The organism is Proteus vulgaris (assembly GCF_011045815.1).
GTDB lineage: Bacteria > Pseudomonadota > Gammaproteobacteria > Enterobacterales > Enterobacteriaceae > Proteus > Proteus vulgaris_B.
In genome coordinates this window covers 3,478,349-3,490,245 of sequence record NZ_CP047344.1, presented here as the reverse complement: position 1 = coordinate 3,490,245, position 11,897 = coordinate 3,478,349, and the positions used below count along the sequence as shown (strand labels likewise).

12 protein-coding genes are annotated in these 11,897 nt (G+C 37.6%); 4 read left to right on the top strand and 8 right to left on the bottom strand.

Translation table 11 applies throughout. The annotated features are described in order from the left end of the window. Positions 1-76 precede the first annotated feature (76 nt). Positions 77-454 (top strand): hypothetical protein, encoded by a 378-nt coding sequence (locus tag GTH24_RS22240; RefSeq protein WP_241253986.1) that lies wholly within the window; start codon positions 77-79, stop codon positions 452-454. A gap of 163 nt (positions 455-617) precedes the next feature. Further along, positions 618-1,220: a hypothetical protein gene (locus GTH24_RS22235; RefSeq protein WP_241253985.1), complete on the top strand. Its 603-nt coding sequence runs from the start codon at positions 618-620 to the stop codon at positions 1,218-1,220. A gap of 45 nt (positions 1,221-1,265) precedes the next feature. On the opposite strand, the gene GTH24_RS16505 is transcribed toward GTH24_RS22235, so the two are convergent. Continuing rightward, complete coding sequence (locus GTH24_RS16505; protein ID WP_072070049.1) at positions 1,266-1,880, bottom strand: LysE family translocator; 615 nt, start codon at positions 1,878-1,880, stop codon at positions 1,266-1,268. Positions 1,881-2,055: 175 nt separating this feature from the next. Between GTH24_RS16505 and folA the strand changes: the two genes are divergently transcribed. Then, positions 2,056-2,541, top strand: coding sequence for a type 3 dihydrofolate reductase (gene folA / locus GTH24_RS16500; RefSeq protein WP_006535980.1), 486 nt, complete (start codon positions 2,056-2,058; stop codon positions 2,539-2,541). A 434-nt stretch (positions 2,542-2,975) separates the two neighbouring features. On the opposite strand, the gene apaH is transcribed toward folA, so the two are convergent. The 6 genes from apaH to lptD all read right to left on the bottom strand — a co-directional run bounded on the left by apaH (position 2,976) and on the right by lptD (position 9,762). Further along, complete coding sequence (gene apaH, locus GTH24_RS16495; protein ID WP_072070048.1) at positions 2,976-3,797, bottom strand: bis(5'-nucleosyl)-tetraphosphatase (symmetrical) ApaH; 822 nt, start codon at positions 3,795-3,797, stop codon at positions 2,976-2,978. Positions 3,798-3,799: 2 nt separating this feature from the next. Further along, positions 3,800-4,177 carry a Co2+/Mg2+ efflux protein ApaG gene (apaG, locus tag GTH24_RS16490; protein WP_072070047.1) on the bottom strand — a complete coding sequence of 126 codons (378 nt, stop codon included), beginning with the start codon at positions 4,175-4,177 and terminating at the stop codon, positions 3,800-3,802. A gap of 25 nt (positions 4,178-4,202) precedes the next feature. Beyond that, positions 4,203-5,021 carry a 16S rRNA (adenine(1518)-N(6)/adenine(1519)-N(6))-dimethyltransferase RsmA gene (gene rsmA / locus GTH24_RS16485; RefSeq protein WP_115350151.1) on the bottom strand — a complete coding sequence of 273 codons (819 nt, stop codon included), beginning with the start codon at positions 5,019-5,021 and terminating at the stop codon, positions 4,203-4,205. Continuing rightward, on the bottom strand, positions 5,014-6,012 hold the full coding sequence (pdxA, locus tag GTH24_RS16480; protein WP_072070046.1) for a 4-hydroxythreonine-4-phosphate dehydrogenase PdxA: 999 nt from the start codon (positions 6,010-6,012) through the stop codon (positions 5,014-5,016). Before pdxA ends, rsmA begins: the two co-directional genes overlap by 8 nt. After that, positions 6,002-7,312 carry a peptidylprolyl isomerase SurA gene (surA, locus tag GTH24_RS16475; RefSeq protein ID WP_231619358.1) on the bottom strand — a complete coding sequence of 437 codons (1,311 nt, stop codon included), beginning with the start codon at positions 7,310-7,312 and terminating at the stop codon, positions 6,002-6,004. Before surA ends, pdxA begins: the two co-directional genes overlap by 11 nt. A gap of 77 nt (positions 7,313-7,389) precedes the next feature. After that, positions 7,390-9,762 carry an LPS assembly protein LptD gene (gene lptD, locus GTH24_RS16470; RefSeq protein ID WP_072070044.1) on the bottom strand — a complete coding sequence of 791 codons (2,373 nt, stop codon included), beginning with the start codon at positions 9,760-9,762 and terminating at the stop codon, positions 7,390-7,392. 430 nt (positions 9,763-10,192) lie between these two features. On the opposite strand from lptD, the gene djlA reads away from it, so the two are divergent. After that, positions 10,193-10,993: a co-chaperone DjlA gene (djlA, locus tag GTH24_RS16465; RefSeq protein ID WP_115350149.1), complete on the top strand. Its 801-nt coding sequence runs from the start codon at positions 10,193-10,195 to the stop codon at positions 10,991-10,993. A 243-nt stretch (positions 10,994-11,236) separates the two neighbouring features. Here djlA and rluA read toward each other — a convergent pair whose 3' ends face one another. After that, positions 11,237-11,890, bottom strand: coding sequence for a bifunctional tRNA pseudouridine(32) synthase/23S rRNA pseudouridine(746) synthase RluA (rluA, locus tag GTH24_RS16460; RefSeq protein WP_164526714.1), 654 nt, complete (start codon positions 11,888-11,890; stop codon positions 11,237-11,239). Positions 11,891-11,897 lie beyond the last annotated feature (7 nt).

The window sequence follows — 11,897 nt, the reverse complement described above, 5'->3', positions numbered from 1 at the left end:
TTAGTGATAAGGGCCTTTTTTTGTATAAACATACAGATAAATAAAGGAATGTATTGCTATGAAATAAGGAGTTATTATGCATATAAACGAGACTAAGTTTAAAATTAATCAAGTAGACGATTTTAATATAAACAAAAAAGAAAAATACAAAATAAAAAATGAAATTAATAGTATATTAAACGTTTTTAGTCATTTTTATGTGGTTGAGAGAAATGAAAGTTTTTCATCTAAATTATCTTTTTTTATAAAAAAAATATTTAATTTAAAGACGAGTTTGGTTTTTTTGTTAGATAAAAGTCAGCATGCTAAGTTGAATAATTTATCCACTCTTTTTTGTGGTGATGAAAAAATAGAGTTTAAGAATTGTAGATTAATAAATTCTGACATTGTTAGTATTAAAAGAGAAGTATTAGATTCTTTTTTTTTTAAGTTTAAATACGGCAATAAAAAATGATTATCATGATAATGCTAAAAAAATAATACAAACCTATCTTTATGATAAATCTAAAACAAAAGGAGATTTCATTGCTATACTCAGCATCTCTTTAGATTTGATTAATCATTATCAAAAAGAAAAGTTTGAACAATTGAATAGGCATGGTTCAGAATGTTCTAGTATGTTAGATTATATTAAATCTAGCTATAAACAGCATATTGACATGGCATTAAATTATGCTTGTAAAGAGATTGATGGAAAAATATCTACTAAAATGGGTAATTCAATAATGTATTTAGTTAATACAATGCATAATATTTATTCTATGGAAATGGAGAAGATATTTATTATAAATATAGCTAAATGTTTTATTGGTAAAGTGGCGAAGTATAATGTTGGGAATTATAATAATGATAGTTTTAGAAAAATGATAATAAACCTCTTGATAAATAAATTAAAAAATAATGAAGGTGTCAAGGAGTTTGTGGACAATATACTTGGGTCTGGTGTGTTAGAATACGAGGACATTATTAAAGAAAAAGAAAAAGCGGCAGGGGATGAATATTTTATATCTGATTACAATCGAAAAATAAAGAATATTTTTAGTGAAAATATAAATAGTTATGAAATTAAAAATAACATTTCCAATGTTATTAGAGATAATTATAATATGATTTTAAATCAGATGCAGAATAAGTTTGATTGTATTGAAAATGAAAGGGTATTATTGGATATTATTGATTATTTAAAGAGTGAAAATAATTTTAATTTAAATTTAGTATAATGAGTTATTCCTCTTTAATGAAATTTATTAAAGAGGTTTTTTAATTTAACTCAACGCGACTTTAATCCCCAAACCAATCAGTACTACACCCAGCACTTTATCAATGCTTTTTTGGATTTTATTGAGCATTTTTCTGACTGGTGCACTTTGGATTAATAGAACCAATAAAGGCCAATAGACTAAAGCTAAACCCCAAATAATAAAGGCATACCACAATTTTTCACCGATGCTGGAATCAACACTTAATACTTGAGTGAAAACGGCAAGGAAGAACAAGGTGGCTTTAGGGTTAAGTAAATTACAGAGAAAACCTTGCATAAAGGCTTTTTTAAAGCTGATTTGCGAATGTTGTGCTGCTTTTTCATCAATCGAATGATTAGATTTTGAGAGTAAGCTATGAAAACCAATCCAGAGTAAATACACGGCCCCTGCATATTTTAAAATGGAAAAAAGCCAAGGTGTAGTAGTGATAAGTACAGCAATACCGGCAACACAATACGACATATGCACAAGCAATGCAGCTACAATACCCATTGCGGTCATCATTGCAGCAGAGCGTTGATAACGAGCCGCATTTTTTACAACGAGAAAAAAGTCAGGGCCTGGTGAGATCATACCAAGTAAAGCAATTGTAAAAACGACTAAAGAAGTTTCAAGCATAATAGCGCCTTGTATATAACAATATTATAATGATTGAATCTTATATGATTAAGTTAACACTTCGAGTATAAAGCAATTATTTATTATCTAGGAAGCATAATTTGTATCGACTCAGGTTTTAGCTTTACGTATAGTGTGAGCAGTTTTTTTCCCATCTTTACCCGTAGGTGTGTAAATGAATATTAGTTTAATCGCAGCATTAGCGATGGATCGCATTATTGGTATGGAAAAGGCAATGCCTTGGACATTACCAGGTGACCTCGCATGGTTCAAAAAGAATACGCTAAATAAACCCGTTATTATGGGCCGGGTGACTTATGAATCTATTGGGCGTCCTCTACCGAATCGCCTCAATATTGTGTTAAGTAGCCAACCAGGAACAGATAGTGAAGTTGTTTGGGTGAAGTCTGTAGAAGAAGCCTTGCAAGCAGCTGAAAATCATGACGAAATTATGGTTATCGGTGGTGGTAAAGTGTATGAGCAATTTTTACCTATGGCTAATACACTCTATCTAACACACATCGATGCTGAAGTAATTGGTGATACAACATTCCCTGATTATGAGCCTGATGAATGGGATTCTACCTTTATGGAATATCATGAAGCTGATGAAAACAACTCTCATAACTACTGCTTCGAAATATTAAAAAGAAGAAAATAACAAGAATTAAATAAAAAGGGAGATTAAATATCTCCCTTTTTATTATTCCTATATTATTAATATAAGAATAATAAAAAATAAGATTTATTATACCAACTAAGAATTTTATTTATAAAATTTATTATTTAAACGTAATCATTATTTATATTTTAATAAACTCATTTTATAAGAATAATATATGAGATATTAATCAATATATAGATTTTTTATTCTCAATATTGTGGTTTTTTCTGCTTATTTCGCATCGAAAAAAAATAATGCATTGATTTATAAGGATTAATTTTTATTGTTTTTTTTAGTGTTCGTTTTTATGTAAGAAATGTTCTTTTTAGTATCAAAAAAACAAATTAGGTAAAAATAAGTAGGGTGGAATGAGTAAAGCGCAAAAATTGAGTTTTTACTTTTTGCGCTTGAAATGAAGATAATGACGAGGGTTACTTTGGTGCAGATAGACTAGCCTGAGTGAAATATTGTTTATCTTCCCAGCGCAAGCAAGTGAGGTTTCCTCCCCAGCAACACCCAGTATCAAGAGCATATACATTATTAGGAGTGCCTTTTCCTTCAAGAGAGGCCCAATGGCCAAAAATAATGCTATAACCTTCCGGAAGTTGACTTGGTAAATCAAACCAAGGTTTTAATGGTGCAGGGGCTTCTAATGGCTTGTCTTTACAAATCATATCCAATTGGCCATTAGGAAAACAGTAGCGCATTCGAGTGAATGCATTGGTACTAAAGCGCAATCGTGCTAAACCAGTAAGTTCTGGTGACCAATTATTGGGTAGATCACCATACATTGAATTAATAAATAAAGGATAGCTATCACTACTTAAAATGGCTTCGACTTCACGGGCACACATTTTTGCAGTTTCTAAATCCCACTGTGGTGTGATCCCTGCATGCGCCATAATAATTTTCTTTTCTTCATCAACTTGAAGTACAGGTTGGCGTCTTAACCAATTAATTAACTCATCGACATCAGGGGCATTAAGTAACTCATTAAGTTTATCTCTTGGTTTATTTCGGCTAATTTTTGCAAATACACCTAATAGATGAAGGTCATGATTACCCAAAACAAGTTTTAGAGAAGAGCCTAAGCTTTTTACAAAACGTAGCACTTCAAGTGAGTCTGGCCCTCGAGCAACAAGATCACCCGTTAACCATAATGTGTCCTGTGTAGGATCAAAACTCACTTTATCAAGAAGGTAGCGCAGTTCATGGTAACAGCCATGAATATCACCAATTAAATAAGTTGCCATAATTAATTTATCAATGTTGGAAGTGCAAGGCGGAAAACAGGGATCTCTATTTGAAATAATCGACCGTCAGTATCAATCATTTCATAATGGCCTTCCATTGTTCCCATCGGTGTTTCAAGAACGGCACCACTGGTATAGCTGTAATGTGTACCAGGTTCAATCAGTGGTTGCTCACCGACAACACCTTCACCTCGAACTTCTGTCGTATTACCTTGAGCATTGGTAATTAACCAGTAACGGCGCAGGAGGCGAATTGCACATTTATTCAAATTATGAATTGATATCGTATAAGCGAATACATAGCGTTCATCTTCAGGAGATGATTGGCTTTCAATGTAAACACTTTGTACTTGTATCGCCACTTTTGATGAGGTGAACATAATGCCTCCTGTCTCTGGCTTTATCTTATGCTTGTGTATCTTGCTTTTGTGATAACCAGTTTGCCACTTTACAGTATTGCTCAACAGAAATATTTTCTGCGCGAGCAGTCGGGTCGATCCCCAGAGCAACCATATCTTCTGCTGTTAGCAATCCACCTAAACTGTTACGCAATGTTTTGCGTCGTTGGTTAAATGCTTGAGCGGTAATACGGCTTAGCATTGCAATATCTGTAACTGGATATGGCTTTTCTTTGTAAGGGATCAAGCGAACAACGGCTGAATCCACTTTTGGTGCTGGTTTAAATGAAGTAGGTGGAACTTCAAGTACAGGAATGATTTGGCAATAATATTGCGCCATCACACTTAAGCGACCATAAGTTTTGCTACCGTGACCAGCAACAAGGCGATTAACCACTTCTTTTTGCAACATAAAAGTCATATCAGAAATAGCATCAGCAAAACTGAAAAGGTGGAACATAAGTGGTGTGGAAATATTATAAGGCAAGTTACCAAAGACACGCAGAGGCTGCTGACGTTCTTTTGCTAATTGTGCAAAATCAATTGTCATTGCATCTTGCTGAATAATGGTCAGCTTGTCTTTTAATGTAGGATGAACTTCTAAACGAGCAGCTAAATCACGGTCGATTTCAACTACTGTCATTTTATCCATTCTCGCGCCAACGGGTTCTGTGATAGCGCCTAAACCGGGACCAATTTCAACAATGGCCTCACCGGGTTGTGGATAAATAGATTCAACAATACTTTCAATAATATAGCTGTCTGTTAAAAAGTTCTGCCCGAAGCGTTTGCGGGCAAAGTGCCCCTGATGGACTCTATTATTCATTACAATTTTGTATCATATTAATGGCTAAATTTAATGCGGTGCAAAAACTGCCAGCATCTGCGCTTTTTGTACCTGCTAGCTCAAGGGCTGTGCCATGATCAACAGAGGTACGAATAAAGGGAAGACCGAGTGTTATATTCACTGCACGACCGAAACCTTCATATTTTAGCACAGGTAATCCCTGATCGTGATACATCGCTAGTACAGCATCAGCATGCGTTAAATATTTAGGCTGAAAAAGGGTATCAGCAGGATAAGGTCCATGGAGGCCAATACCTTGCTGACGTAATTGTGTTAATGCAGGCTCAATAATATCAATTTCTTCACGTCCCATATGGCCACTTTCCCCGGCATGAGGATTAAGGCCACAAACGTAAATTTGAGGTTCTGCTATGCCAAATTTAGTTTTTAAATCATGATTTAAAATGGTGATAATTTCATGCAGTAGTTCACCTGTAATTGCATCAGCGACATCTCGTAGAGGCAAATGTGTGGTTGCCAGCGCGACTCTTAATGTGTCTGTTGCTAACATCATGACCACACGTTCACAGTGACTACGATCGGCAAAAAACTCGGTGTGTCCTGTGAAATGTACACCCGCATCATTAATAATTCCTTTATGAACGGGGCCAGTTACTAATGCAGAGAATTCGCCATTAAGACAGCCATCACAAGCACGAGCTAATGTTTCTACAACGTATAACCCATTGCGTGCATCTAATGTACTTGGAATAACATTGGTATGAAGTGCAATAGGGAGTACACAAATTTGGCTTGGTGTGTGTGCCTGAGGTGGTGTGGCAGGATCGTATTCAACTAATGAAAGAGGCAGGTTTAATAATTCTGCTCTTGTTTTAAGTAACTGAGGATCAGCACAAACAACCCAAGGTAAATCCCAACTCATTTGTGCTAATGAGATAATCAGGTCAGGACCAACCCCGGCTGGTTCGCCGGGGGTGATAACAAGTGGTTTTATTTGCTTAGTTTGCATTATTCTCGTTCATTATTTTCACATAAGCCCCTACTCGTAGCTCTTGCATCCAGTTTTGTACTTCTTCATTAAACTTACGATTAAAGAGTAAACGGTATGCTTGTTCTTTATTAGCTGCATCTGTTTTGTCAACACTACGTGTGTCTTCTAATTCAATTAAATGCCAGCCAAAATTTGAACGAACAGGTTGGCTTAATTCATTTTTATTTAAGCGCATTAACGCATCGCGGAATGCTGGATCGTAAACGTCAGGCATTGACCATCCTAACTCACCACCACGTAATGCTGAACCTGGATCTTCAGAGTATTCTTTTGCTGCATCAGCAAAGCTTATTTTGCCACTGCGAATATCGGCAGAAATTTGCTGTAATTTGGCATAGGCTTGCTCATCATTCATGATTGGAGAGCTTTTCAGCAGAATATGACGACTTTTAACTTCGGTGACAGATAGTGTATTTGAGCCACCACGAATATCGTTTACTTTAATGATGTGTAAGCCGACGCCAGAGTGAAGAGGCCCTACAATTTGCCCTTTCTGTGCATTAGCTAATTCTTTTGCAAACAGTGTTGGTAGTTCATCAATAGATGCCCAACCCATATTACCGCCATTTAAGGCTTGTGGATCAGCCGAATAAGTTGCTGCTAATTTACCAAAATCAGCACCATTTTTAAGTTGATTCATTATGCGAGTAATGACTTGCTTTGCTTTTTCCATTTCTGCTGGCGCTGGGTTTTCTGATAATGGAATTAAAATATGGCTTAAATTCAGATCAACACTTTGGCTTGCTTGGCTTTCAATTTGCTTAGCAAGAGAATCAACTTCTTGAGGCAAAATTGTAATACGGCGACGAACTTCATTGTTACGTACTTCTGCCAGCATCATTTCTTTGCGAATATCTTGGCGATATTCGTTGTAAGAAATGCCATCAGCTAAGAGGCGTTTTTTCATTTGATCAAGTGAAATTTTATTTTCAGCGGCAATACCTTGAATGGTAGATTCTACCGCTGCATCAGGAATATCAATTTGCATTTGCTGTGCCATTTGCAAAATGATGTTATCCATCACCAAACGCTCTAGAATTTGTTGGCGAAGAACTTGCTCGTCAGGCATTTCCTGACCCGCACTTTTTGCGTTCATTTTGACAGTCTGTAGCATTCTATTGACGTCACTTTCTAGAACGACACCGTTATTGACGATAGCCGATACACGGTTTAATTCTTGTGCAGCAAACGTTGTTGAGCTGGTAGCTGCACCGACCGTGATCATTAAGCCGATAAACAGCGTTTTCCAATTTTTCATAAGTTTCCCATTATGTGTTTTCCGCATCTTGTTGCGGGATGACATATTTATTCAGCCAATTCCGTAGTCTGATTAAATCAGAATGCTCTTTGATAAGGTAAGATACCGCGTTCAAGCATTTTCTGGCTACCCAAACTATGATTGTTACTTAGGCCTCTGAGTTCCACGTTGATTGACCATTTATTGTCAATATCACTGTGGTCAACTTTCCAGCCAACAATTTTTCGTTCATAACCGACGTTTACAGCCCAGCAACAGGTATTATATTGCACACCAACCATCTGGCTAACAGGTTCGGATTCTTTAGTATCAAAGTAATAAGCACCCACAAGACCCCAGCGTTCCGCTAATGGCCAACTGCCTACAACACCGACTTGCGAAATACCTTTTTGGTATTCAGGAAGTTTATTAATACCACCATCGTAAGGGCGAACACGCGTTGCTTGAATATAATCACGATCAACATAGCGATAACTCAACTGTAGAAGGTGATCGCTATCGGCGCGATATTCCATAATCGCATCACCCATTGATACGCTACCTAAACGACGGTCATATTGTAAACCACCACGCATACCCACGGTATCAGTGATCCGCCAGTAGGCATCACCCGCCCAGACCATTGAACCTGTTTCATCTTTACTATTAATGATTTCATTACCAGTAGAAGAAGGTCCTGTTCTTGGGCGCTCAAAGAAGTAGATTTGACCTACGGAAACGTTAAAACGTTCAACCAATTCGCTATCATAAAAACGCGAAGTTACACCGGTTGTTAATTGGTTTGCAGAAGCAATGCGGTCTAAACCACCATACATTCTATCGCGGAAAAGTCCGCCATAGTTTGACTGTAATAACGCGGAGTCAAAGTTATTGATATTAGACTGATCTTTATAAGGGACATAAAGATATTGTACTCGTGGCTCAAGGGTCTGTGTAATGTCATTAGTCTGATATTGACGCTCGAAAACCACTTTCATATCAGATTTAAATTGTGGTAATACCCGATTAACACTGTCATCTAATTGGTTAGGATATCTTTTCTTATAAGCATCTGGAATGTCCTGATCATAATGAGTTGCCATCACTTTCAGTTCATTATTAAAGCTTGCCCAGCCCGTAGATGCAGGGAGTGAAATCGTTGGCTCAATATGGAAACGATTTGCTTCAGGTGTATTCTCACCCACGCTGGTAAAACGCACAAACTGAGCATAAGTTCGGAAATCAAATGGTCCGATATCATTCTTATAATAATTCAGATCAAGTTGTGGCTCGGCACGATAAGCTCTTGCATCTTTATTATCAGAGAAAATTTGGAACTGTTTAGTGGTTAATGTGGCATTCCAGTTTTGTTGTGCATAACCTGTACTAAATTTTTGAGTGGCATAACCATCGGTGGTATTACCATATTGTGAGGTAAAGTCGGTAAAATATTTATTATCACTCACTTTTGTGTAGTCGGCATTGAATCGCCACACATTATTCATGACACCACTGTGGCCCCAGTAGAATAACCAACGTGTGGCGGTATCACGAGGAAGATAGCCTGCTTTATTTTCTTCTTTGTCTTTATTGTATTGGCTATCGTGATTAATCCAATCTACAGCGATGGTACCGCGTCCCGGCGTTGTTAAATAACGAAATTCGTTATCTAATTTTAAACCACGACGGCTAATATAATTAGTTGTAATAGTGGCATCATAATTAGGGGCGATATTCCAATAGTAAGGGAGTTGGAAATCAAATCCTGAACTACGAGAATAGCTTCCGTTTGGAATTAAGAAACCAGAACGACGTTTATCACCGATAGGTAATTGAAGATAAGGGCTGTAAAAAATAGGAACATTAGCAACACGAAAACGTGCATTCCAAATTTCAGCAACTTGTTCTTCACGGTCTAAAATAACCTCAGAGCCGACAACGCTCCAGCTATCATCGCCAGGCAAACAAGAGGTAAACATCCCTTTATCCATAATGGTATAGCGGTTCTCGCCACGCATTTGCATCTTGTCGGCATAACCACGGCCTTGGCGGCCAACCATCTGGTAATCACCTTGTTCAATATCCGTATCTTTATTATTAAGATTAGACCAAGCTCGAGGGCCTTTTAAGATAATTTGAGGATCATCATAAGAGACATTTCCTGTCGCGGTCACCATTCTTAATGGCGTCTCTCCCTCAGTTTGTGTCAGTTCAACACTGTCTGCACTTAAGGTTTGGTTTCCCTGTTTAATATCAACATCACCTTTATATTTGATCATGCGAGGATATTCACCTTGCATATCATTTGCAGTGATAGTGACAGGCAAGTTATTAGGATCGCCCTGTACTAATGGTTTGTTATAAACGGGGACTCCCAGTAAACATTGGGAGGCAAGATCAGCATAAGCAGGCTGACCGTATATTGTGGCCCAAACTAAGGTGGCCAGCAGTGTGGGATAACTTTTTTTCATAAGTATTTATGTGCTTCCGTCATCAGTGGCTTCATGCTGATAAACAGCCAGAAACTAACGCAGGGAGTTATGCGACACCAGCCCAACGTTCTGAACATTGTTCTAACGGTAACCGAAAAATAGGCGTAAACCTCATTTTTTCGATGTTTCTGTGTTGAAATAGGGTTATAGCCTTATTAGAAACAAAAAAACACCGCGCTGATGCGGTATTTCGTGCGGTCTAATAACGCTAAAGTTATTCGTTTGGTCACTCATTTTACTTTAACACAATTTAAACGAAAACAGCATTACCTCTGTCCAAAGAGAAACAGTAAATCTCTTCATTTTAAGAAAAAGTCTATTTAGACGTCGCTTGGTGTTAGGTGTGCAAGCAAATGAATAGTATGATAATGCAAAATTGCAGGCAGAGCATTGAAGATTTGAGGAGTCTATGCGCTATTGGGGAAAATTATTAGGCCTTATCATCGGTAGTTTTGCGGGGGTAGGCTTCTGGGGTATTGTTATTGGTGTTTTTCTTGGACACCTCTATGACATGCAACGAGGTAAATTAGGAAGTGGTGGGCGCTATACTCGTGATAGACAAGCTTTTTTCTTTGCTGCAACTTTTCAAGTTTTAGGACACCTAACAAAATCAAAAGGGCGAGTCACTCAAACAGATATTTCACTTGCAAGTGAATTGATGGATAGGATGAATTTGCACGGAGTAGGGCGTCAAGCTGCTCAGCAAGCATTTAGAGAAGGTAAATCACCAGATTTTCCCTTAAGAGCTACCTTGCAACGTGTTCGACAAATTTGCGCTGGCCGTCGTGACCTACTTCAGATGTTTCTGGAAATTCAGTTACAAGCTGCTTTTGCTGATGGCCAATTGCACCCGAATGAAAGAAAAATGCTGTTTATCATTATTGATGAGCTGGGTTTTTCGCGTGCACATTTTGAACATATATTAGCAATGATGCAGGCTGGTCAAAATTTCCATTATCAAAATAGGCAAGGATATCAGCCTCAACCTCAAGGGCCAACACTCTCTGATGCATGTAAGGTACTTGGTGTTAATGAGAACGATGATGTTAAAACCATAAAAAGAGCTTATAGAAAATTAATGGGAGAACATCATCCAGATAAACTTGTAGCGAAAGGTTTGCCACCAGAAATGATGGAAATTGCAAAACAAAAAGCACAGTCTATACAAGTTGCTTACGATTTGATTAAAAAAGAAAAAGGATTTCGTTAACATCTTGTAAAAGAAGATGAGAAAAGAGAGAATTATTCCGTGATAGAGATAACTTAGGTTGAGTTGAGTTTATTATTTATCACGGTAAAATATAAGTGAAATTTAATTATTTCATTCTCTCTTCTCTTAAAAAAGGAACTATATCCATGTCAAACGTCCGTGTTCTTGTTGGGGTTATGGGATTAGCGCTTTGCCTGCTCCTTGCTTCATTGAGTTCAGTGACTGTTTTAGTGTCATAAGACATTAAAAATCGGCAAGGCATTCAAAATGTATCGGGGATCGAAAAGCAGGATGCGTAATAAATAATTCCTGAGCATGTAACTGCAGGCGAGGTGCCATTGCTCTTGCCTGCGGATGTGCATAAAAGCGATCCCCTAAAATAGGATGCCCCAACGCTAACATGTGTACCCGCAATTGATGTGAACGCCCCGTAATTGGCGAGAGTTTGACTCTTGTCGCATTCTCTTCATACTCCAGCACCTCATAAAAAGTTTGCGCTGCTTTTCCCGTTTCATGACAGACTTTTTGTTTTGGTCGATTTGGCCAATCACAAATTAATGGTAAATCAACCAATCCTTCTTCTTTTTCGATATGCCCCCATACGCGAGCAATATAGGTTTTTTTCGGTTCACGTTCACGAAATTGACGTTTTAGCTCACGCTCAGCATCTTTATTTAGTGCAACCACAATGACGCCACTGGTTGCCATATCTAAACGATGCACACATTCGGCATTAGGAAAATCAGCTTTAATGCGCGACATAATACTGTCGTTATGCTCCGGTGCTTTGCCCGGCACAGATAGTAATCCACTGGGTTTATTGACGGCAATAATATGCTCATCTTGATATAAAATATGTAACCAAGGATCAGTCGGCGGGTTATAAACTTCCATCATGGTGGAT

What these genes read in the sequence shown, in the direction of transcription:
- GTH24_RS22240 (WP_241253986.1), top strand. Translation starts at nt 77, where the DNA reads ATGCATATAAACGAGACTAAGTTTAAAATTAATCAAGTAGACGATTTT.
- GTH24_RS22235 (WP_241253985.1), top strand. Translation starts at nt 618, where the DNA reads ATGTTAGATTATATTAAATCTAGCTATAAACAGCATATTGACATGGCA.
- GTH24_RS16505 (WP_072070049.1), bottom strand. Translation starts at nt 1,880, where the DNA reads ATGCTTGAAACTTCTTTAGTCGTTTTTACAATTGCTTTACTTGGTATG.
- folA (WP_006535980.1), top strand. Translation starts at nt 2,056, where the DNA reads ATGAATATTAGTTTAATCGCAGCATTAGCGATGGATCGCATTATTGGT.
- apaH (WP_072070048.1), bottom strand. Translation starts at nt 3,797, where the DNA reads ATGGCAACTTATTTAATTGGTGATATTCATGGCTGTTACCATGAACTG.
- apaG (WP_072070047.1), bottom strand. Translation starts at nt 4,177, where the DNA reads ATGTTCACCTCATCAAAAGTGGCGATACAAGTACAAAGTGTTTACATT.
- rsmA (WP_115350151.1), bottom strand. Translation starts at nt 5,021, where the DNA reads ATGAATAATAGAGTCCATCAGGGGCACTTTGCCCGCAAACGCTTCGGG.
- pdxA (WP_072070046.1), bottom strand. Translation starts at nt 6,012, where the DNA reads ATGCAAACTAAGCAAATAAAACCACTTGTTATCACCCCCGGCGAACCA.
- surA (WP_231619358.1), bottom strand. Translation starts at nt 7,312, where the DNA reads ATGAAAAATTGGAAAACGCTGTTTATCGGCTTAATGATCACGGTCGGT.
- lptD (WP_072070044.1), bottom strand. Translation starts at nt 9,762, where the DNA reads ATGAAAAAAAGTTATCCCACACTGCTGGCCACCTTAGTTTGGGCCACA.
- djlA (WP_115350149.1), top strand. Translation starts at nt 10,193, where the DNA reads ATGCGCTATTGGGGAAAATTATTAGGCCTTATCATCGGTAGTTTTGCG.
- rluA (WP_164526714.1), bottom strand. Translation starts at nt 11,890, where the DNA reads ATGATGGAAGTTTATAACCCGCCGACTGATCCTTGGTTACATATTTTA.